Origin of the sequence: Fibrobacter sp. UWB15 (assembly GCF_900177705.1) — a bacterium.
In the GTDB taxonomy this organism is placed as follows: domain Bacteria; phylum Fibrobacterota; class Fibrobacteria; order Fibrobacterales; family Fibrobacteraceae; genus Fibrobacter.
In genome coordinates, this window is record NZ_FXBA01000010.1 from 1 (window position 1) to 21,204 (window position 21,204).

General features: G+C 51.6%; 19 protein-coding genes and 1 tRNA gene. 16 read left to right on the forward strand and 4 right to left on the reverse strand.

From position 1 onward, the window contains the following. The 14 genes from B9Y58_RS12205 to B9Y58_RS12270 all read left to right on the forward strand — a co-directional run. Positions 1-95: EF-Tu C-terminal domain-related protein (locus B9Y58_RS12205; RefSeq protein WP_139258114.1), on the forward strand; the 95-nt coding region annotated here is incomplete at its 5' end. 12 nt (positions 96-107) lie between these two features. Then, positions 108-260: a 50S ribosomal protein L33 gene (gene rpmG, locus B9Y58_RS12210; RefSeq protein ID WP_072801172.1), complete on the forward strand. Its 153-nt coding sequence runs from the start codon at positions 108-110 to the stop codon at positions 258-260. 12 nt (positions 261-272) lie between these two features. Then, positions 273-345 (forward strand) — tRNA-Trp (locus tag B9Y58_RS12215). A 19-nt stretch (positions 346-364) separates the two neighbouring features. Beyond that, positions 365-553 (forward strand): preprotein translocase subunit SecE, encoded by a 189-nt coding sequence (gene secE / locus B9Y58_RS12220; protein ID WP_072980610.1) that lies wholly within the window; start codon positions 365-367, stop codon positions 551-553. A 5-nt stretch (positions 554-558) separates the two neighbouring features. Then, a complete protein-coding gene (nusG, locus tag B9Y58_RS12225; RefSeq protein WP_073322889.1) occupies positions 559-1,098 on the forward strand; it encodes a transcription termination/antitermination protein NusG in 540 nt (179 codons plus the stop codon). Between the two features lie 29 nt (positions 1,099-1,127). Further along, entirely contained in the window at positions 1,128-1,553 is a 426-nt protein-coding gene (rplK, locus tag B9Y58_RS12230; RefSeq protein WP_072801175.1) for a 50S ribosomal protein L11, read from the forward strand. Positions 1,554-1,592: 39 nt separating this feature from the next. Beyond that, positions 1,593-2,279: a 50S ribosomal protein L1 gene (gene rplA, locus B9Y58_RS12235; protein ID WP_072980606.1), complete on the forward strand. Its 687-nt coding sequence runs from the start codon at positions 1,593-1,595 to the stop codon at positions 2,277-2,279. 8 nt (positions 2,280-2,287) lie between these two features. Then, a complete protein-coding gene (rplJ, locus tag B9Y58_RS12240) occupies positions 2,288-2,824 on the forward strand; it encodes a 50S ribosomal protein L10 (RefSeq protein ID WP_072980604.1) in 537 nt (178 codons plus the stop codon). Between the two features lie 51 nt (positions 2,825-2,875). Continuing rightward, positions 2,876-3,247 (forward strand): 50S ribosomal protein L7/L12, encoded by a 372-nt coding sequence (gene rplL / locus B9Y58_RS12245; protein ID WP_072980602.1) that lies wholly within the window; start codon positions 2,876-2,878, stop codon positions 3,245-3,247. Between the two features lie 131 nt (positions 3,248-3,378). After that, positions 3,379-7,650, forward strand: a complete 4,272-nt coding sequence (gene rpoB, locus B9Y58_RS12250; RefSeq protein WP_073057328.1) for a DNA-directed RNA polymerase subunit beta — start codon at positions 3,379-3,381, stop codon at positions 7,648-7,650. A 1-nt stretch (position 7,651) separates the two neighbouring features. Then, on the forward strand, positions 7,652-12,097 hold the full coding sequence (gene rpoC, locus B9Y58_RS12255) for a DNA-directed RNA polymerase subunit beta' (protein ID WP_073057331.1): 4,446 nt from the start codon (positions 7,652-7,654) through the stop codon (positions 12,095-12,097). A gap of 66 nt (positions 12,098-12,163) precedes the next feature. Continuing rightward, entirely contained in the window at positions 12,164-12,553 is a 390-nt protein-coding gene (gene rpsL, locus B9Y58_RS12260) for a 30S ribosomal protein S12 (RefSeq protein ID WP_072980597.1), read from the forward strand. A gap of 12 nt (positions 12,554-12,565) precedes the next feature. Next, entirely contained in the window at positions 12,566-13,042 is a 477-nt protein-coding gene (rpsG, locus tag B9Y58_RS12265; protein ID WP_073057334.1) for a 30S ribosomal protein S7, read from the forward strand. A 250-nt stretch (positions 13,043-13,292) separates the two neighbouring features. Then, the gene (locus B9Y58_RS12270; RefSeq protein WP_233247959.1) at positions 13,293-14,987 is read left to right on the forward strand and encodes a glycosyl hydrolase family 8; all 1,695 of its coding nucleotides are present in this window, start codon (positions 13,293-13,295) and stop codon (positions 14,985-14,987) included. Between the two features lie 114 nt (positions 14,988-15,101). Here the strand turns inward: B9Y58_RS12270 and B9Y58_RS12275 are convergent, their stop codons facing one another. The 3 genes from B9Y58_RS12275 to B9Y58_RS12285 are packed head-to-tail and all read right to left on the reverse strand — an operon-like array spanning position 15,102 to position 17,540. Continuing rightward, positions 15,102-15,803 (reverse strand): FISUMP domain-containing protein, encoded by a 702-nt coding sequence (locus B9Y58_RS12275; protein ID WP_073057337.1) that lies wholly within the window; start codon positions 15,801-15,803, stop codon positions 15,102-15,104. After that, positions 15,803-16,510, reverse strand: a complete 708-nt coding sequence (locus B9Y58_RS12280) for an FISUMP domain-containing protein (protein ID WP_073057340.1) — start codon at positions 16,508-16,510, stop codon at positions 15,803-15,805. The genes B9Y58_RS12275 and B9Y58_RS12280 overlap by 1 nt, the downstream gene beginning before the upstream one ends. A gap of 25 nt (positions 16,511-16,535) precedes the next feature. Next, complete coding sequence (locus B9Y58_RS12285; RefSeq protein WP_073057344.1) at positions 16,536-17,540, reverse strand: Rpn family recombination-promoting nuclease/putative transposase; 1,005 nt, start codon at positions 17,538-17,540, stop codon at positions 16,536-16,538. Positions 17,541-17,799: 259 nt separating this feature from the next. Here B9Y58_RS12285 and B9Y58_RS12290 point away from each other — a divergent pair, with 259 nt between their 5' ends. Further along, on the forward strand, positions 17,800-18,525 hold the full coding sequence (locus B9Y58_RS12290; protein WP_073057347.1) for an FISUMP domain-containing protein: 726 nt from the start codon (positions 17,800-17,802) through the stop codon (positions 18,523-18,525). Positions 18,526-18,573: 48 nt separating this feature from the next. Here the strand turns inward: B9Y58_RS12290 and B9Y58_RS12295 are convergent, their stop codons facing one another. Further along, the gene (locus B9Y58_RS12295) at positions 18,574-19,731 is read right to left on the reverse strand and encodes a glycoside hydrolase family 26 protein (protein WP_073057350.1); all 1,158 of its coding nucleotides are present in this window, start codon (positions 19,729-19,731) and stop codon (positions 18,574-18,576) included. Positions 19,732-19,863: 132 nt separating this feature from the next. On the opposite strand from B9Y58_RS12295, the gene B9Y58_RS12300 reads away from it, so the two are divergent. Continuing rightward, positions 19,864-21,183, forward strand: coding sequence for a GntR family transcriptional regulator (locus B9Y58_RS12300; RefSeq protein WP_073057356.1), 1,320 nt, complete (start codon positions 19,864-19,866; stop codon positions 21,181-21,183). Positions 21,184-21,204 lie beyond the last annotated feature (21 nt).

Here is a 21,204-nt window from a genome sequence, read left to right on the forward strand (position 1 = left end):
TCGCCCCGGTGGCAATGGAAAAGCAGCTCCGCTTCGCAATCCGCGAAGGTGGCCGTACCGTTGGCGCTGGCTCCGTAACCGAAATCATCAAGTAATCGGATAATAAAATGCCCAGAGAACTCATCACGCTCGAATGCACCGAATGCAATCAGCGCAACTATGACTGCGACAAGAACAAGCGTCTTCATCCCTCCCGCGTGGAGTACAAGAAGTACTGCCCGTTCTGCCGCAAGCATACTGTTCACAAGGAAACCAAGTAAGGAAGTCCGAATAGGTCGGTAGCTCAATTGGTAGAGTCACGGTCTCCAAAACCGTTGGTTGGGGGTTCGAGTCCCTCCCGACCTGCTCACTTCCTGGAGTCATTATGCGCAAGATCCAGCAATATGTCAAGGAATCCATCGAGGAACTGAAGAAAGTTACTTGGCCTACTTGGGAAGAACTTAAGGGTTCGACTTTGGTAGTGATGCTCTTTAGCGTCATTATGGGTCTGTACATTGCCGGACTCGACGTTGGTTTCTCTTGGATTATTGACAAAATTATGGGAAGAGGTTAATTAGTATGCTTTGGTATGCCATTCACACCTTTTCCGGTCAAGAAAACAACATTAAGAAACGTATCGAGCAGATGATTGAACGCGAAGGCGTTCAGGAAAAGTTCGGCCGTATCATTGTTCCGACCCGCGAAGTGGTTTCCACCGTTCGCGGTCGTCGTCATGTATCGGTGCAGAACGCAATGCCCACTTACGTTTTCATCGAAATGGTGCTGGACGAGCTCACCCAGCATTTGGTGATGAACATCAATGGCGTCACCCATTTCTTAGGAATGACACCCACCAAGAGGGTGGCTATTCCTTTACAACAGAGCGAGGTCGATCGTCTTCTTGGAGTTGATCCTAGTGGCTCCGCGGAAGGCGAGATCCAAAATCCGTACACAATTGGCGAAAATGTCCGCATCAAGGAAGGTCCTTTCAAGGACTTTGTGGGCGTCGTAGACGAAATCATGGAAGACAAGACCAAGATCAAGGTCATGGTCACGGTCTTCGGTCGTTCTACGCCTGTCGAACTCTCCTACAACCAGGTAGAATCAGACATCGCTTAAGACTACGGTTTTGAAACGGAGATAACACAGTGGCAAAGAAAATCACAGGTTATATTAAGCTCCAGATTCCTGCAGGCGCCGCAAACCCGGCTCCTCCGGTGGGTCCCGCCCTTGGTCAGAAGGGTGTGAACATCATGGAATTCTGCAAGCAGTTCAACGCTAAGACCCAGAACGACAAGGGTATGATTATCCCGGTCGTTATCACGGTCTATGCCGATAAGAGCTTTACCTTCATCACGAAGGTATCGCCGGTTCCGGCCCTCATCAAGAAGGCTGCCGGCATTGAAAGCGGCTCTGGCGAACCCAACCGTAAGAAAGTTGGTAAGCTCACCAAGGCCCAGGTCCAGGATATCGCCCAAAAGAAGATGCCGGATCTAAACACAATCGACCTCGAAGCCGCTATGCGCATGGTCGCGGGTACTGCTCGCTCCATGGGCGTTGAAGTGGTTGACTGAGGCAGGTAATTCACCGTTACGTATCTGACAGGAAACACCATGTTCAGAGGAAAAAAATACAAGAAGATTGCTGAAAGCATCGACCGTAACAAGGCTTACGATCTTGCCGAAGCAGTCCAAATCCTTAAAAAGTCCGAATTGAAGTTCGACCAGACGGTCGAAATCCACTTCAATCTCGGTGTGGACCCAAAACATTCCGACCAAGTGGTTCGTGGCACTGTCGTGCTGCCGCATGGTACCGGTCGTCAGGTCCGCGTCTTGGTTTTCTGCAAGGACAATAACCTTGAAGTTGCAAAGAACGCAGGCGCAGACTACGCTGGTGGTGCTGACTTGGTTCAGAAGATTCAGGAAGGCTGGCTGGACTTTGATTCCGTCGTTGCTACTCCCGACATGATGCCGGTGATTAGTAAGGTCGCTAAGGTCCTCGGTCCTCGCGGTTTGATGCCTTCTCCGAAGGCCGGCACGGTTACGGTTAACGTGGCCCAGACGGTTAAGGAACTCAAGGCTGGTAAGATTCAGTACCGCGTTGACAAGGGCGCCAACGTCCATGCCCCCGTAGGCAAACTCTCCTTCGGCGTCGATCAGCTGGTTGAAAACACCAAGGCTGTGATCGATTCCGTTGTCAAGAACAAGCCTCAATCTTCTAAGGGCACCTACATTAAGAGCCTTACGTTGTCTGCAACGATGGCTCCGGGCATCAAACTTGATATGGCACTGACGCGATAGGAGACACCATGAAAGCTGTAGTTAAAAAACAACAGACTGTGGACGCGCTCGTCGAGTCCTTCAATGGCGCTACCGCCGTTTATCTGCTCAATTATCAAGGCATGACCGTAGAAAAGGACAATGCCCTTCGCAAGGCACTCGCATCTAAGGGTGTGAAGTACCACGCTGTGAAGAATACTCTTCTCAAGCGCGTGCTCGCTGCTCTTAAGGTCGAAGGTCTCGACGATTTGCTGACCGGCGCAACTTCTGTGATGGTCGGCTTCGAAGAAGATCCGCTTCTGCCTGCTCGCGAAATTGAAGCATTCCACAAAGCAAACCCCGATTTCTTGGTTGCCAAGAGCGTGTACCTTGATGGCAAGGCGATGCCTGGCTCCGAAGTCGTGAACCTCTCCAAGATCCCGGATCGTAAGGGTATGATCGCTCAGATCGTCTCCATCGCTCTCGGACCTGGCTCCACGATCGCCGGTCAAATCAAGACACTCCAGGAAAAGCTGGAAAAAGAATCGGGCTCCGAAGCTGCTCCCGAAGCCGCTGCGGAAGCTTAACAACAAACCACAAACCAAAAAATTTAAACGGAATAATCGGAGAAACACATCATGGCAACTGATATCAAGGCACTGGGCGATCAAATCGTTGGTCTTACCCTTCTCGAAGCCAAGGCTTTGGCTGACTACCTTAAAGAAACCCACGGCATCGAAGCTGCTGCCGGTGGCGCCGTCGTAATGGCCGCCGCTGCTGCCGCTCCTGCTGAAGAAAAGACTGAATTCGACGTGATCCTCGTCGAATGCGGCGCTAAGAAGATGGACGTCCTCAAGGCCGTTCGCGCTATCACCGGTCTGGGCCTCAAGGAAGCTAAGGACCTGGTCGAAAAGGCCAACAGCGTGGTTAAGGAAGCAATGCCGAAGGCCGACGCTGAAAAGCTCAAGAAGGACCTGGAAGATCTCGGAGCAAAGGTCGCTCTGAAGTAATGCTTTCACTTCATTGACTTATTATATGCCAACTGCCTGCACTGTATGTGCGGGCTTTTGGTGTATAATGTTTGTCACTATTTTTTGCTATTTTTAGATAAAAAAGCTCTTCACCGGATGAGGTATTTCAAATGACCACGGAGCGAAAAAGCTATTCCTCCAATAAGTTCCAGCTGGAACTCCCGTACCTGATCGAAGTCCAGAAGGCTTCGTACGAGCAATTCCTCCAGAAGGAAATCTCGCCAGAAAAACGTCTCAAGGTAGGGCTGGAACGCGTGTTCCAGGATATTTTCCCGATCACTGACGTCAAGGGTCTTTATTCCCTTAATTATGAAGGTTATTATTTCGGTATCCCGAAGTACAGCATCCCCGAATGCCGTGAGCGTGGCCTCACGTATTCCATGGAGCTTTACGCCACTCTTTCTCTTCAGATTTTCGAAGAAGATGGCGAAGACCGCAAGCTCAAGGAAGAAGTCAAGAACGACGTCCTTATTTGCGAACTCCCGATCATGACTGAAAACGGAACGTTCATCGTCAATGGCGCTGAACGCGTTGTCGTTTCCCAGTTGCACCGTTCCTACGGTATTAGCTTTGACGAAGAACTCCAGCCCAGCGGCCGCTCCGATTACAAGAGCCGTATTATTCCGCACCGTGGTGCCTGGGTGGAATTCAATACCGAAGGCGACACCCTTTACCTCATCATCGACCGCAAGAAGAAGCTCGCCGCAACGACCATGCTCCGCTGCATCGGTTTCGAAACGACTCAGGAAATCCTGAAGCTGTTCTACAAGAAGAGCGAAGAAGTTTCCGTTAGCGACCTCTCCAAGGAATTTGACGAAAATGGTACTTGCGTCCTCATCGACCGCATCATTTTCGAAGACGTTATCGACAAGGATTCCGGCGAAGTTATCGTTCACGCCAACGACGTGATCGACGAAAAGAAGCTCGAATGCCTCATCGAAAACAAGGTGGAAACGGTTGTGCTCCTCTCCAAGGACGAAGACAATCTCCTCATCCACTACACCCTCGCTGCCGACAAGTCCAAGTCCCGCGAAGACGCCCTCAAGGCGATCTACTCCGTGACCCACCAGCAGCAGGACGAAGCTCCGGATATGCGCACTGCCGAACTTTACTTCGACAGCCAGTTCATTTCCGACCCGCACAAGTACGATCTCGGCGAAGTTGGCCGTTATCGCTTGAACGCTAAGATTTACAGCAAGCCCGAAATCTTGAAGGTCCTCGAAGAACAGGGCGACGAATTCAAGATTCCGTCCCTCACCACGATGACCATGAGCAAGGCAGACTTCCTTGCCATCATCGAATACATGGTTGGCCTCTACAGCGATACCGAAGGTTACACCCTCGACGATATCGACCACTTGGGCAACCGTCGTACCCGTTCTGTGGGCGAACTCCTTGCTAACCAGATTTCCGTGGGCCTCTCCCGTATGTCTCGCGTCATCCGCGAGAACCTGAACCTCCACGGCGAAGACGAACAGACCACTCCGCGCGACCTCGTGAATACCCGCATGGTCAGCTCCACGGTGCAGTCCTTCTTCGGTTCTTCTCAGCTTTCCCAGTTCATGGACCAGATGAACCCGCTTTCTGAATTGACTCACAAGCGTCGTCTTTCCGCTCTCGGTCCTGGTGGTCTTTCCCGCGAACGCGCAGGCTTCGAAGTCCGTGACGTGCACTACACGCACTACGGCCGTCTCTGCCCGATCGAAACACCGGAAGGCCCGAACATCGGTCTTATCAACTCTCTCGCATCTTTCGCCGTGGTGAACCACTTCGGCTTTATCGAAACCCCGTACCGTATTGTGGGTCTCATTGACTTCAAGGATGCCAAGGGCAACATCGTGAAGATTCCGGAAGCCAAGTGGCACTTCGGTATCTTCAAGGCTTTCGTGCATGACCCGCACCTCTTCTTGGAACTTGAACTTTCCAAGAAGCAGATCGATTCCGTGCGCATGAACCTCGACATCAAGCAGCGCGACCTCTTCGAAGGTTTCGTGAACAAGGTGTTTGCGTTCAAGGATGCCGAAGGCAACGTGACTTACTACCGTAACGGTTTCACCGTCGATGATTTCAACGGCAAGGCCGATTACGAACAGGTGGGCACTGTGGTCGAACAGATCGTGTCTGACTACATCACCTTCCTCACCGCCGACGAAGAAGACGCTTTCAAGGTGGCTCCGGCTTCTACCGAACTCACCGATGACAACCGCTTCAAGGGCGACATGGACGGCTACGTGATCGTCCGCGACAAGAGCGAATACCCGCACCTCATGCGCCAGGACAGCTTCGCTCTCGACGATACCGAAACCGAACGCATTGACCTCATGGACGTGGCCCCGATGCAGATCGTGTCTGTGGCTGCCGGTCTTATCCCGTTCCTCGAACACGATGACGCTAACCGTGCATTGATGGGTTCCAACATGCAGCGCCAGGCGGTACCTCTGCTCCGCGCCGAAGCTCCGATCGTGGGTACGGGTCTCGAACGCCGCGCCGCTCTCGACTCGGGTACGGTTGTACGCGCCAAGCACGACGGTAAGGTGACCTTCGTTGACGCTCGCAACATCACCGTGCAGCGTGGCAACATGGTCGACGGCAACTTCGTGCCGCTCACCGGTCTCGGCGAAGACTACGAATTCCTCGGCAAGGATCCGATTGACAACTACGTTCTGCGCAAGTTCGAACGTTCCAACCAGGATTCCTGCATCAACCAGAAGCCTATCGTGGATGTGGGCGACTTCGTCAAGGCTGGCGATGTGCTCGCTGACGGTGTGTCTACCGACCACGGCGAACTGGCTCTCGGTAAGAACATCTTGATCGGCTTCCTCCCCTGGAACGGTTACAACTACGAAGACGCCGTTATCATTTCGGAAGAACTCGCCATCAAGGACACCTTTACTTCTATCCATATCGAAGAATACGAATTGGAAGTCCGCGACACCAAGCGCGGTCCGGAAGAACTCACCCGCGAAATCCCGAACGTCGGCGAAGACGCTCTGCGTAACCTCGACGAAAACGGCGTGATCCGCGTGGGTGCCGAAGTTTCCGCTGACGATATCCTCGTCGGTAAGGTGACTCCGAAGGGCGAAACCGAACTCTCTCCGGAAGAACGTTTGCTCCGCGCTATCTTCGGCGAAAAGGCCGGCGACGTGCGCGATTCTTCTCTGAAGGCTCCTCCGGGAATGAAGGGCGTCGTGCTCGAAACCCGTATCTTCAGCAAGAAGGACAAGGCCGACAAGAACAGCAAGGAAAAGGATCAGGAAACGATCAACGAAATCCGTTCCAACTTCCAGGCTCAGATCGACAAGATCAAGGCTTCTTGCTCCGAACACTTGTTCGAACTCTTGGGCGGCAAGGCTGCCGGTAAGGTCATGGACAACGAAACCCATGAACTCCTGATCCGCGAAGGCCAGACTTATACTGAACAGAACCTCTCCGTCATCGACGTGACGAAGGTTTCTCCGGCTTCCACTTTCGTGGTGGGCGACGACGAACTCCAGGAAAAGGTTCTTTCGCTCGTGCTCGTTGCACGCGACAACCTGGATACGCTTACCCGTACCATGGAAAAGGAAATCGACAAGGTCACTAAGGGTGACGAACTCAAGCCGGGCGTGCTCAAGAGCGTGAAGGTCTACATCGCCAAGAAGCGTTGCCTCTCTATCGGTGACAAGATGGCAGGTCGTCACGGTAACAAGGGTGTGGTCTCGAAGATCGTGCCTGTCGAAGACATGCCGTTCACCGAAGACGGTCGTCCGCTCCAGATTCTTCTGAACCCGCTGGGCGTGCCTTCCCGTATGAACATCGGTCAGGTGCTCGAAGTCCACTTGGGCTGGGCTGCCAAGACCCTCGGTTTCAAGGTTTCCACTCCGGTGTTCGACGGTGCCAAGTTCGAAGACATCTGCAAGGAACTCGAAAAGGCTTACCAGAAGAACCCGATCGTGAACTACGAAATGGATCCGGACAACAACAAGATTATCGGTAAGGCAAAGCTCTATGACGGCCGTACCGGTGAAGCATTCTTGAACCCGGTTACTATCGGTTACATGTACTACCTGAAGCTCGGTCACTTGGTGGACGACAAGATCCACGCCCGTTCTATCGGTAGCTACGCGCTCGTGACGCAGCAGCCTCTCGGCGGTAAGAGCCAGTTCGGTGGCCAGCGCTTCGGTGAAATGGAAGTGTGGGCTATGGAAGCTTACGGTGCCGCTTACACGCTGCAGGAACTCCTCACCGTCAAGTCTGACGACGTGCAGGGCCGTTCCAAGGTGTACGACGCTATCGTGCACGGCCAGAACACTCCGAAGCCGGGTGTTCCTGAATCCTTCAACGTTATGATCCGCGAAGTTCGTTCTTTGGGTCTCAATATTCAGACCAATGGAGATAAGTAATATGGTCGAAGAAATTGAACGCGACAATTCTGGCGATATTTCGATTCACCTCGCCGCTCCGGAAATGATCCGCAGCTGGTCCCACGGTGAAGTGACCAAGCCCGAAACCATCAACTACCGTTCCTTCAAGCCTGAAAAGGATGGTCTTTTCTGCGAAAAGATCTTTGGACCGGTGAAGAACTGGGAATGTAACTGCGGTAAGTTCAAGCGTATCCGTTACAAGGGTGTCGTTTGCGACCGTTGCGGCGTGGAAGTGACTCACTCCAACGTGCGCCGTAAGTACATGGGCCACATTGAACTTGCTATTCCTCTGACTCACACCTGGTTCGTCCGTAACCAGCCGTGCGTCATTGGTGCTCTGTTGAACCTTTCCACCAAGGATCTCGACAACATCATCTACTACGAAAAGTATGTTGTGATCGATCCGGGTGACGCTGACCTTGAACCGAATGCCTTGATTGATGAAGCCCAGTATCAGGACCTCACCAACGAAGGCCGTACGTTCGACGCCAAGATGGGTGCCTCCGCTATCAAGCAGCTGCTTGACCGCGTGGACCTCACTGCCCTTTCTGCAGAACTCCGCACTCAGGCTATGTCCAAGTCCAAGACCAAGCAGGAAGACGCTTTGAAGCGCCTCAAGGTCGTGGATTCCTTCCTCAAGTCTCAGCGCGACAGCTTCCGTAGCTACTACGAAGATCCTGAAAAGGCCCAGAAGGCCGACAGCCAGCAGCCCTGGCTCCGTGGCCTCGCCGAAGCCGTTGCTGAATTCAAGGCTAACTACGAAGCCAAGCACGACAACTTTGTGGTTGCCGACGCTTACGAAGAATTCCGCAAGATGTACCCGAGCGAAGCACGCCTTCTCGCTAACCAGCCGTCCTGGATGATTCTCGACGTGCTTCCGGTGATTCCGCCTGATCTTCGTCCGCTCGTACCGCTCGAAGGCGGCCGTTTCGCAACGTCCGATTTGAACGAACTTTATCGCCGCGTCATCAACCGCAACAACCGTTTGAAGAAGTTGATTGACCTCCGTGCGCCGAACGTGATTCTCTGCAACGAAAAGCGTATGTTGCAGGAAGCCGTTGACCAGCTGTTCGACAGCGGCCGTCGCACTGCCCGTACGGGTTCTGCACGTCCGATGAAGAGCCTCGCCGAACTCCTGAAGGGTAAGCAGGGCCGCTTCCGTATGAACTTGCTCGGTAAGCGCGTGGACTACTCCGGTCGTTCCGTGATCGTGGTGGGCCCGGAACTCCGCATGCATCAGTGCGGTCTCCCGAAGCGCATGGCTCTCGAACTTTATAAGCCGTTCATCATCCACCGTTTGGAAGAAGAAGGTATCGTTTATACCCTCAAGTCCGCTAAGAAGTACGTGGACGCCGAACGTCCGGAAGTGTGGGATATCCTCGAAGAAATTATCGAAGACCACCCGGTGATGTTGAACCGTGCCCCGACGCTTCACCGTCTGGGTATCCAGGCGTTCTACCCGCGCCTGATCGAAGGTAACGCAATCCGCCTCCACCCGTTGGTCTGTACTGCATTTAACGCAGACTTCGACGGTGACCAGATGGCATGCCACCTTCCGCTGTCTTTCGAAACGCAGCTTGAATGCCGCGTTCTCATGCTCTCTTCGAACAACATTCTTCACCCGGCTTCCGGTCAGCCGATTGCTGTGCCCGGCCAGGATATCGTGCTCGGTCTGTACTACCTGACCAAGCCGCGTCCGGCTCGTAAGGGTGAAGGCATGCACTTCTTCGACTCTGCCGAAGCCGTGCGCGCTTACGAAAACGGTGTTGTCGATCTGAACGCAATCGTTTACTTGAAGCTTAAGGCTGGTCAGAAGATTTACATGGGCGCCCTCGAAAAGGATGCCGTGTGCCTCCGCGAATCTGCCGACGATAACGGCAATATCGAACAGGCTGTCAAGGCTGGCGAAAAGATCAAGTTCCTTACCCTTAAGGAAGACAATGTTATCAAGACGACCGTCGGTCGTATCATCTTCAACGAATTCGTTCCGAAGGAACTTGGCTACGCCAACGAAACCTTCGGCAAGAAGGTGATTGCGAAGTCCATTGACGACCTGTACCGCCGCACCGGTAACCGCGTGACCGTGGATTACCTGGATGACCTGAAGGCCAACGGTTACAAGTGGGCTACCCGCGCTGGTTCTTCTGTGGCTATCGCCGAAATGGTGATTCCGAAGGAAAAGCAGGAAATGCTCGACAAGGCTGCCGAACAGGTTTCCCGCATCCGTAGCCTCTATGAAGACGGTGTGATTACCGACGGTGAACGTTATAACCAGACCATTGACGTGTGGTCCAAGACGACCTCCGAAGTTGCTGCCAAGCAGTGGGACTTGCTCTCCAGCGACCGTGACGGCTTCAACCCGGTTTACATGATGGCCGACTCCGGTGCTCGTGGTAGCCGCGAACAGATTAAGCAGCTGTCCGGTATGCGTGGTTTGATGCAGAAGCCGATCAAGCAGCTCGGTGGTCAGGAAGTTATTGAAAACCCGATTAAGTCCTGCTTCCGTGAAGGCCTTAACGTGATGGAATACTTCATCTCGTCTCACGGTGCTCGTAAGGGTTTGGCAGATACCGCTCTTAAGACGGCTGACGCTGGTTACTTGACTCGTCGTCTCGTGGACGTGGGCCAGGACCTCGTGATTACCGAAGAAGACTGCGGTACCACGAATGGTATTGAAGTGTCCGCATTCAAGGACGGCGACGATACCGTGATCGCTCTTGAAGAACGTCTCCTCGGTCGTGCTCCGGTGGACGACATCAAGCACCCGGTGACTGGCGAAGTGATCGTCAAGGCCGGCGAACTCGTGACCGAACGCGATCTTCCGAAGATCTCCGCTACGGGTCTTGAACACATCAAGATGCGTTCCGTGCTCACCTGCGATTCCCGCAATGGTGTCTGCTCCAAGTGCTATGGCCGTATGCTTGCTTCCGGTCGTCCGGTTGACCTGGGCGAAGCCGTGGGTGTGCTCGCTGCACAGTCCATCGGTGAACCGGGTACGCAGCTTACCCTCCGTACCTTCCACATCGGTGGTGCTTCTTCTCGTCTTACTGTCGAAAGCGACAAGAAGGCAACCGTCGATGGCCACATCGAACTCGAACAGGTCGAAACTGTCGAACACGAAGGCCAGAAGGTCGTTACCAGCCGCATGGCTGAACTCGTTATCTTTGACAAGACCGGCATCAACAAGGGTCGTTACCAGATTCCGTACGGCTCTATCCTCCATGTCGAAAACGGCGCCGCAGTTACTGCAGGCCAGGTAATGTTCGAATGGGATCCGTATAACAGCCCGATTATCAGTAACGTTTCTGGTAAGGTTGTTCTTACGGACATGGTTGAAAACCGCACCTACCGTTCCGAAACTGACGAAGTCACTGGCGTGGAAACCTGGACCGTGATTAGCGACAAGCAGCACGGCAAGAAGGACCTCCACCCGGCAGTTACCATCGTTGATTCTTCTAACACGAAGATTGGTAACTACATGCTTCCGGACGGCGCAATCCTTACCGTTAAGGCTGGCGAAATGGTGAGCGTCGGTCAGACTGTTGCAAAACTTCCGCGCGCTGCCGGTAAGACCCGCGATATTACGGGTGGTCTTCCGCGCGTGGCCGAACTCTTCGAAGCTCGCGTTCCGAAGAACAAGGCATTCATCGCTCCGATCGACGGTCTGGTCGAAAAGATCGAAGAAGTCCGCAACAACCAGGTAGTTTATATTAAGATGGATGACCAGGAAGAGAAAGTGCTGGTTCCCCGCGGCGTCCATCTGGCGGTCAACGAAGGTGACCGTGTCCACATTGGTCAGAAGATCAGTGAAGGCAGCGTGGATCCCCACGATATCCTCGACGTCCTTGGTCCTGAAGAGGTCCAGCGTCACTTGGTGAACGAAATCCAGGCGGTGTACCGCCTGCAGGGTGTGGCTATCGCAGATAAGCACATCGAATGTATCGTCCGCCAGATGATGCGTAAGGTGAAGGTCAAGGATTCCGGAGACTCCGAACTGCTTCCGGGCGAAGAAATTTCCAAGGCCCGTCTCCGCGCAGAGAACGACCGCTTGGTCGCACTCGGCAAGACTCCGGCGACCTTCACGCCGATGCTCCTTGGTATCACGAAGGCATCCTTGGCGACAGACAGCTTCATTTCTGCCTGCTCGTTCCAGGAGACCACCAAGATCCTTACCCGCGCTTCCATCGAAGGTAGCGTCGACCCGCTCCTGGGTCTTAAGGAAAACGTGATTATGGGTCGTCTTATTCCGTGCGGTACTGGCGCACGCCACCTGAGGAACGTCCAGGTGGTGGATGCCGATGCCGAACTGGATGCCGCGGCTCGGCCTATGGGTATCCAGGGCGATTACACCGGATCTGACGATAACGATATCCAGATGTTGGATAACGAAATCGGCATCAATGACGATGATGATTCGGATAATTAACCCGAGATACTTGAAAAAAATTGGAAAAGAAACTATATTTGCACTCCAAAATCTAGGAGATTAACAGTGCCAACTATTCAACAGCTCGTCCGCAACGGACGTGAACAGATCAGCAACAAGACCGCTTCCGTGGCCTTGAAGTCCTGCCCCCAGAAGCGCGGTGTTTGCACCCGCGTGTACACCAGCACCCCGAAGAAGCCGAACTCTGCTCTTCGTAAGATCGCCCGTGTGCGTCTTTCCAACAAGATGGAAGTGACCGCATACATTCCTGGTGAAGGCCACAACCTCCAGGAACACTCCATCGTGCTCATCCGCGGTGGTCGTGTGAAGGACGTCCCCGGTGTTCGTTACCACATCATCCGTGGTACTTTGGATACCCAGGCTGTGAACGGTCGTCAGAACGGCCGCTCCAAGTACGGTGTTAAGAAGAAAGGTGCCGCTCCGGCCAAGAAGTAAGGAAGGTAGAATATGTCTAGAAGAAGAAAGGCTCTCCATCGCTCCATCCTCCCGGATCCGCGTTACAAGTCCACGCTCGTTACCGAACTCGTCGGTGTCGTGCTGAAGCAGGGCAAGAAGACCATCGCTGAACAGATCGTCTATACCGCTCTCGAAAACCTCGGCCAGAAGCTCGAAGGTCCGGAATCTCCGCTCGAAAAGTTCGAACTCTGCCTCGAAAACATCAAGCCGCGTCTCGAAGTGAAGTCCCGCCGTATCGGTGGTGCCAACTACCAGGTTCCTATGGAAGTTGCACCGGACCGCGCCAAGGCCCTCGCTCTCCGTTGGTTGCTCGACGCTGCCCGTAACCGCAACGAAGCCAACATGGCTGACCGCCTTGCTGCAGAACTCGTTGCCGCCAAGAACGGTGAAGGCAACGCTGTCCGCAAGAAGAACGACACGCACAAGATGGCCGAAGCCAACAAGGCTTTCGCCCACTTCCGTTTCTAATTCTTGCATTAGCTGAGAATTATCCTAGAGGGAAGGCTCGCTGTAAACAGCGAGCCTTTTCTGTTTTGTGCAGTTAGGGTTTGCCGGAACACATACGTAGACTAAAATTCTAACACAAAAATGCCGAAATTTTGCGTAATTAGGCGTTTAAAACCGAACAACGCAAATAGTTGGACTTTTATTGCTTTTGTATACAGCGGGATTTATCTTTGCGGTAAAGGGTAAAAACAAAACACTAATGGGAGTGAAAATGAAAAAACACCTGAAATCCTTTGCCGGCATTTTGGCATCTGCCGCATGCCTTGGCGCATTCGCGACCACCACATCGATGGCTGCAGAAACCTACGCGGGAACCTTCTTTGACGAAAATGGAGCCTATTACGGTCCGGATTGCGACAAGGAAAAAAACTATTCCGGTGCTTATTACACGGGTAATTATGAGAGCCCGTTCAAGACAATCTTGGGTAAGACCGATGCAGAAATTCAGGAAAAGATGGATGCCCTCTGGAATCACTACTTTAAGGGTGATGATAATTCCAAGGTCTATTATGACAGGGGTAGCGAAGCCTACATCAAGGATATCAACAACAACGACGTCCGCTCCGAAGGCATGTCTTACGGCATGATGATTGCCGTGCAGACGGGTCACAAAGAAGAATTCGACAAGCTCTGGAACTGGGCGAAGAACCACATGTGGCACAAAAGTGGCGGCTGGGACGGCTACTTTGCATGGCAGCGTAACGACAGCGGTACTGGTGGCGATGACAACTGCGCACCTGATGGCGAAATGTACTTTATGATGTCTTTGCTTTTCGCAGCCAACCGCTGGAACGACAGCAAGTACATGGAAGACGCCCAGTACATCTTGAAAAAGATGTGGGACAACGGCCAGCATAGCCTTTTCAACCCGCAACACTATGTGATTACGTTCCAGCCGCAGGGCAACGAAAACAACTTCTCTGACCCGTCTTACGACTTGCCGGCATACGTCGATCTTTTCGCCCGCTGGTCCACCTCCAATCAGGACAAGTGGTCTAAGGCCGCGAAGGCTACGCGTGATCATTTGTACAAGTCCTCTAACACGAAGTCCGGCTTGTTCAGCGACTATAACAACTTTGACGGAACCCCGCACGGCGTAAGCTACAATGGTAACGCCGAAAAGTACATGTACGACGCCATGCGCTGCGCTATGAACTTCGGTATGGACTACTACCTGTTCGGTGTGGATTCTGCTCGTCAAGAAGAAATGGCCCGCCGCATTATCGATTTCTTTGAAAAGGATGGCTACAAGCACGCCCGCTTCAACTGGGATGGCTCTAATCCGCAGGAACAGTATACGCAGGGCGAAGCCGGTGCAAATGCAGTTGCAGCCATGGCTTTGATTAATGATTCCAAGTACGATGCCGCCGTCAAGAAAAACTTGGAGTTGGCATGGGATACGAAGTTCATGACCGGTCAGTACCGCTACTACGATGGCCTGGTGCATTACCTTGCCATGCTCCACTTGAGCGGCACCTTCAAGATTTGGAAGCCGAAGCCGACTGTCGAATCTGAAGAAAAGACCATCAACGAAACTGAAATCAACGGCGTGACCTATAATGACGGCGACAAGATCGATTACTTCGAAGGTTGCAAGCTCTACAAGGCGACTATTAAGGCTCCCGCCCAGACTGGCCCGGGTAATGATTCTACTGTTACCAACCCGGATTCTACGATTGCAATTCGTACAACCGTTGCCTTGAACAATAATGTTCGCGTGTGGTCCACCAACAGCGCAATCGTTATTGAAAACGCACCGGCAGGCACCAAGTATACGGTCACTGACCTCAACGGTCGCGTGCTCTCGGCATCGAAGATTGCAACTTCGACCCAGGAAGTCCGCCTCGCCAAAACGGGCCCGATGCTTGTCATTGTCGGCAACAAGGCATACAAGATTGTGAAATAGTAAAGTTTCTATTTAAGGCTTGTATATAAAAAGTCCCGGAAGGAAAATCTTCCGGGACTTTTGCTTTACAGGGGTGCTGAAAAAAAACGCCCCAAAAATTCGTTTGGTATTTCATTAATTTCTTACACAACGAATGGACATTTTAGGTTCATTTACTCCAAAGGAGATTCCTTTCCCATTGAACGCAACCAAATAAGAAGTATTCACATTTGCGGCCGTAGAAGTCCAATAAACGCATGAGGAGTATTCTCCAGAAACATTTCCATTCATTAGCCAATACCCGGCGGGCAAAGCATTATATCCACAATCATCTGTACCCGGCGTATAAAATGTTCCAAAGTCATCGGGACTTTTTAATCTAGACATAGCTTCTGCTCCCTCACCCATAGTAATTGACAATAATGTCCACTCATCTGTAGAAGGTACATGCCAACCTGTAGGGCAGATTGTATCTAGCAGTTCTTGATCAAATAAATCAAAAAGTTCACCATTTACATGCAACGAATAAAATCTTCCAAATGTGTCGCAGAACCCTTCAATTTTGTCATAGCACAAACTATAAGGCGCATCAAACTTCAGGTTCTCGGACATCCATACTTGGTTGCCGATAGTCGTGTACTTATAAACCTGGCCATCGCGGGCATCGGTAAAGGTACCACGGTTCGGTTCTCCGTAAGCGTTCATACCATCTGCCGGGCAAACCACCGCCGCATCGAAGGTGTCAACGGGCTCATTCAGAGCGGAGGAACTGTCGTCGCAGGCGGAAAACAGTGCGACTGAAAAAAGAGCGCTCCAAAATTTCGTTTGGTAATTCATTAATCTTTTAAGCAACGAATGGACATTTTAGGCTGATTTAGGTCACAGCCAAATTCTTTACTAGTAAGCCCGCAGCTATAAGAAGATCCCAAGTCTTTAGCTGTAGATGACCAATAAGTTGAACCCGAGTATTCAAAATAAAGATTCCCGTCCTTAAGCCAATATCCTGCAGGTAACGAGTTGAATTCACAGTCGTCAGAACCGGGTTTATAACGTTCTCCAAAATCAAGAGAACTCATTAATCTATGTCCAGCGTTATCAGCTCCTCCCATACTGTCTGCCAGTTTATTCCATTCCTCAACAGAAGGTACGTGCCAACCTGCAGGGCAGATTGTATCTAGTAGTTCTTGATCGAATAAATCAAAATATTCGCCATTTACATGCAACGAATAGAATCTTCCAAATGTATCACAAAATCCTTCAATTTTCCCATAGCACAAACTGTAAGGCGCATCGAATTTCAGGTTTTCCGCCATCCATACCTGGTTTCCGATAGTTGTGTACTTATAAACCTGACCATCGCGGGCATCGGTAAAGGTACCACGGTTCGGTTCTCCGTAGGCGTTCATACCATCTACCGGGCAAACCACTGCTGCATCGAAGGTGTCAACGGGCTCCTCGGGTGCGGAGGAACCATCGTCACAGGCAGAAAACAGTGCGACTGAAAAAAGTGCGCAAATGAGCGAGATGTTAATTTGCCTTTTCATAAGAGAATTAATGGATGAATGAGGACTATTTCGAAGAATTCAACGCGTCAAGTCTGGCCTTGGCCTCGGCAATCTTTTCCGGCGGAAACCCCATATCTTGCAACACGCTGATTGCATCGGCGTGTCCTTCGTTTTTTCCTTCGGATCGACCTGCGGCACGACCTTCGGCATGACCTTCAGCACGGGCGCGGACCCTCAGCGAGGCCAGATAATCGAGTTCTTCTTCCGTCATCACCATGTTCTTTGCCTGTTCCTTGAGAAGTTTTTCCGAGGCGGTTTTCACAAGAAGGCGCTTTATCGCTTGCGCGATGATATCGTCATCGAAATCGGGGAGGTCGTTGGATGTACCTGCGTTCTTGAGCAAGTAAAGCCAACGGTCTTCATCGGTTCTGATGTCGTCAAGCGTCTTGTTGAATCGCGTTAAATCATATAAAATATACTTCACTTTTTCGGTGATTGTCAAGCCTTTTTCGTTGCGGATAGCCCAGGTACCGCGATATTTGTCCTGTTTTTCTAGCGGAAAATCACAGACCCAAATAGCGAACGTAGGCGGTATTTCATAACGGGATGCTTCGCGTCGTGAGCGTTCTTCATCGGTGAGATCCTTTGACGATTGATTGAGGAATTCCTGATCCCATTCGTACTTGCTCTGGAGCATGAACGCACTATGCTGCAAGAGAATGCGTTCTATGAAGCGACTGTGCTTGGCCTTCTGCATTTCAACATTTATGCAGAATCCATTTGATGTCGTTGCACGGATATCGAGTTTGCACGTCTTGACTTGCGGGAAGATGATGTTGATTTCCGTATTCTTGATGGTAACAGAAGTAATGCGATTTTCGCCTTCGAATCGGAAGACTCCGTTCAAGAAACTGACCAAGGCCTTTTCGTCGTTCAGGAATGCCTTGAATGCGGCATCGTAAAGCGGGTCGAGATAGGTACGCTTCTTGATTTCTTCGTAGGTTTTCTGTTCCCAAAATTCACGGGAGGTGGTAATCGCAAATTCCGGTACACTATTTTCTAGCGTCATATGTAGTCCTTTGCCTTTTAAGGCTCGCTTTCTCAATGGAGAAAAACGGTTTAAGACCGAGTTTTGAAAAAACTCAGCCCGGTTGCAGCACGCTCCCTGTGCCATTATTTCTTGGGGGTGGGCCGAAACGTCGGCCTATCTAAAAATATCAGGTTGAAGAACTCATATGGTTCAAAAACTGATTGTGCTTAATTTAATAAAATGATTGTAGAAAAACAAGCGGATTGCTCTCGCAATAATTATTATTTTGAATGCGATTATGAAATATTTCAAAAGCATTTTATCTGCTAGCGTAGCGTTGTTTGCATCGTTGCTTTCGGCTTGTTCCGACAATGGATCTTCTGCTGAATATGTATTTGACGCTTCTGTTGTTTGTCCTGCTGAAGGGACGAATGCTTATGGCGATTCAAATCGTGGAACATTCACGGACGCCCGGGATGGACATGTGTACAAGTACACGACTATCGGGAATCGGGTGTGGATGGCGGAGAACTTGAATTACGACGATGGCGCAGGTGGTTCGAGTTGCGCGGTAAAAGATGATTGTTCTTCAAAGGGACGTTTTTACGGGTTGGCGAAATCGCTTGGTGTTTGTCCGGAAGGATGGCATTTGCCTAGCAATGACGAATGGTTCGAACTTTTTAATAATGTAGGGGGAGTGGACAGCGCCGGGCTTCGCCTTAAGGCAACTGCCGGATGGACGCCTTTGAACCCTGGACAACTTTCTAACGGAACTGACGATTGTGGCTTTACTTTGTTGCCTACACCGACTGTAGTTGTGTCTAGTAAAGGCTACGGTAGCAATGTGTATGATGGCTATGAAACTCAGTTGTGGGCGACTGATGTTGCACTTATCGAAGCACTCCTTAATGGTCGTTCACTTCGCGAAGATGATACAATGACCGGAGTGCTTTTTGAAACGCAAAATTTGGGTGTGCGGACATCTAGATATTATGGAGCGGCAATCCGCTGCATAAGGGATTGATGACCTTTATTCCTCGGCGGAAAATCTTCCGGGACTTTTGCGGATTGGTTATTTCTGTATGTGGAGCCTGTATACGCCTTGCATGTGGGTGTTGGGTGCGTCGATAGCGTGTACTCCCGGGGCAAAGTGCTGTACGGCGCTCTGCCACAAAATGCGGCCCTGGTAGTCGAATTGCACGACGCTTGCCTTTAATGCTTTGTCGGTTTGCATGTAGAGTTTGCCGTCTTGCAGGCGAAAGGAGTTGCCGGCGGCCCTCTCGGTAGGCTTGATAGCCGTGTTGCCGCTGTCGGGTTCTGCGGCTTTCATCTTGGCGATGCCGGCCTTCCAGGCGTCAACGGCGGCCTGCGAAGTGTTGAGCGCCCAGTCGCCTTCGTTGGCTTCCTTGCTCTGGCTGAACCACATCACCGCAAATACGCGGGAGAAGTCGGTGGCGAAGTGCTCGAACATGTCGGTAATCCATTCGGCCTTGTTGCCGCCCAGTTCGGAACTGGAGATTTCGGCGATGAAGAGTGGCTTGTCGATGTTCGCGAGCGCGTTGTACGCCTTCTTGAATACCTGCGTGAAAGTCTGCCAGCTGGACCAGCTCTGGCATTTGCCCCAGTTGTAGCCGTCGATGGAGATGTAGTCGACGTATTCGTCGCCGGGGTAGTTGCCGGTAAGCGTGGAGCCCTTTCCTGCGTTCGAGGCGTTGGTGGTCCAGACCCACTTGACGTTTTCGACATTTTCTTCGCGGAAGATTTTTACGATGTGGCGGAATGCTTCGGCCACGTTTGCGTCGGTGTTGCCGGCACCTTCTTTACCCACGCCCCAGTCGTACCAGTCGCCGTTTGCTTCGTGGAGAGGCCTGAGCCAGATTTCTTCACCATAGTTTTTTACGCCTTTCGCGTAGTCGCGAATATAGGTGTCTGCCTTGCCGTTCACCAGGTCTTGGGCGTTGTAGCCGTTCGCCATCCAGGTAACCACCAGCGTGGAGCCGTTGTTCTTGGCGACGTTGGCGTATTCTTCGGTTGCGTTCCAGTCGTTGATGTCGAAAAGTGCAAAGTAGCTGATCAGGTCGAGGTGCGTGCCCTGCAAATCCTGGAATGCCTGCACATTTTGCTGCGTGGGCTGCGGATACTGACCCGGGCCACCGACCCATGCGCCGACCTGGAATGCCATGGCCGCGACAGGTGCGACACACATAGAGAGGAATAATTTCTTGTTCATATAAACCCCGATAGGCATAAAATGCCAGTTGATGTTGTTTTACGTTTTAAAGATATGTTCGGGATTTTGTGAAAGATGATTTAATTGTTTATATTTATATTAAAGTGTATCTAGTGTTATAACGGAGGCGCCATGACTGTCGATGAATTTTGCAAGTGGATAGAATCGTCTGGATTCAAGGACGGCGCAAGGCTTCCATCTGTGCGCAAGGTGGCTGCGTCATTGCATGCCTCGACCTTTACGGTTTTCCAGGCGTACAAGCGCTTGGTGGAACAAGGGAAAATTTACGGAGAGCACGGTAATGGTTACTTTTGGGGCCAAAAGCCCGAAATCGTGGTAGACGCAAGCGAGCACGAGACGGAACGCCTGGAACGCCTGCTTTTAGAAGACTGGAAATCCGGCAAGATTTCGGTAGACAGTACGCTGCCGTCGATCAAGGACTTGTGCTTAGTTTACAGGACCACGTCGGGTTCCATGAGCCGTACCCTTGAAATGCTGCGTGAAAGGGGAGTGCTTGACCGCAAGGGTCGCGGGCGTTACTACTTCAAGAATACAAGGTCGTCTGCGGCCAACTTGAAGGAAATCCTCTTGATTATGCGTTGCAATCCGAATGGGGATTTTAACGGGCTTGGCGAACGTGAACTGACGTTCATGCAGAAGGTGTATGCCGAGGCGCGCCGCAACAAACTTAAAGTCAAGGCGCTCGGGTATTATGAAAAAGAGGGCCTTTTTCTAGATGCCGCCGGAAACCGGGTCAGGCTGGAGGACTGCGGCGAATACTTCGGTGCCGTCGTTTCGACCATGCTGGTGTTCAATATAAGCAAACTCTTTGCCTTGCTTGCTTGCACGCGGTTCCCGATTTCGGTGTGGTGGGAACACCCGCTGTACGACATTCCCCGCGCGTTGAAAAAAGAAAAACGCTACGCGTTCTTCAATTTGGCCTTTGGTGATTTCCCGGGGCGCGCGGTGGGGCATTTCTTGAAAGAAAAGGGAATGGAGCGTGTCGCCTTTATTTCGCCTTACCACATGAGCATGTGGTCGAGGGACCGTCTGAAAGGACTCAAGGAGGTGGGGCTCGAGGTAATCGAAGCGACCGATGCGAGCCATGCGAGCCATTTTGATTTTATGCAGGAGAAAGGGGCGCATGAACTTTTTAACCGTATTTTGCTTAAGCTGGTGAAAGAGATTCCGCCTGTAGATGCGTGGGTCGTGTCTAACGACAGGGTAGGGGTGGAACTTTTGTCGCTCGTGGAGCAGGGTAAGCTCAAACGCCCGCCTTACATGGTATCGTTTGATAATTCTAACGACAGTTACCGCAACCGTCTGGATTCCTTTGAGTTCAGCCTTGACGCCCTTGCGGAACAGTCCGTATTCCACTTGATTTCCCCGGGTGTTACTTTGTACAAAAAAGACGATTTTCGTGAACTTTCGGGGCATGTCGTGGAAAAATGACGGTTTTTTCTGCCAACCATT

Bases quoted from the DNA above. Each gene is read 5' to 3' on its own strand.
- rpmG (WP_072801172.1), top strand. From the start codon at position 108: ATGCCCAGAGAACTCATCACGCTCGAATGCACCGAATGCAATCAGCGC.
- secE (WP_072980610.1), top strand. From the start codon at position 365: ATGCGCAAGATCCAGCAATATGTCAAGGAATCCATCGAGGAACTGAAG.
- nusG (WP_073322889.1), top strand. From the start codon at position 559: ATGCTTTGGTATGCCATTCACACCTTTTCCGGTCAAGAAAACAACATT.
- rplA (WP_072980606.1), top strand. From the start codon at position 1,593: ATGTTCAGAGGAAAAAAATACAAGAAGATTGCTGAAAGCATCGACCGT.
- rplJ (WP_072980604.1), top strand. From the start codon at position 2,288: ATGAAAGCTGTAGTTAAAAAACAACAGACTGTGGACGCGCTCGTCGAG.
- rplL (WP_072980602.1), top strand. From the start codon at position 2,876: ATGGCAACTGATATCAAGGCACTGGGCGATCAAATCGTTGGTCTTACC.
- rpoB (WP_073057328.1), top strand. From the start codon at position 3,379: ATGACCACGGAGCGAAAAAGCTATTCCTCCAATAAGTTCCAGCTGGAA.
- rpoC (WP_073057331.1), top strand. From the start codon at position 7,652: ATGGTCGAAGAAATTGAACGCGACAATTCTGGCGATATTTCGATTCAC.
- rpsG (WP_073057334.1), top strand. From the start codon at position 12,566: ATGTCTAGAAGAAGAAAGGCTCTCCATCGCTCCATCCTCCCGGATCCG.
- B9Y58_RS12270 (WP_233247959.1), top strand. From the start codon at position 13,293: ATGAAAAAACACCTGAAATCCTTTGCCGGCATTTTGGCATCTGCCGCA.
- B9Y58_RS12275 (WP_073057337.1), bottom strand. From the start codon at position 15,803: ATGAATTACCAAACGAAATTTTGGAGCGCTCTTTTTTCAGTCGCACTG.
- B9Y58_RS12280 (WP_073057340.1), bottom strand. From the start codon at position 16,510: ATGAAAAGGCAAATTAACATCTCGCTCATTTGCGCACTTTTTTCAGTC.
- B9Y58_RS12285 (WP_073057344.1), bottom strand. From the start codon at position 17,540: ATGACGCTAGAAAATAGTGTACCGGAATTTGCGATTACCACCTCCCGT.
- B9Y58_RS12290 (WP_073057347.1), top strand. From the start codon at position 17,800: ATGAAATATTTCAAAAGCATTTTATCTGCTAGCGTAGCGTTGTTTGCA.
- B9Y58_RS12295 (WP_073057350.1), bottom strand. From the start codon at position 19,731: ATGAACAAGAAATTATTCCTCTCTATGTGTGTCGCACCTGTCGCGGCC.
- B9Y58_RS12300 (WP_073057356.1), top strand. From the start codon at position 19,864: ATGACTGTCGATGAATTTTGCAAGTGGATAGAATCGTCTGGATTCAAG.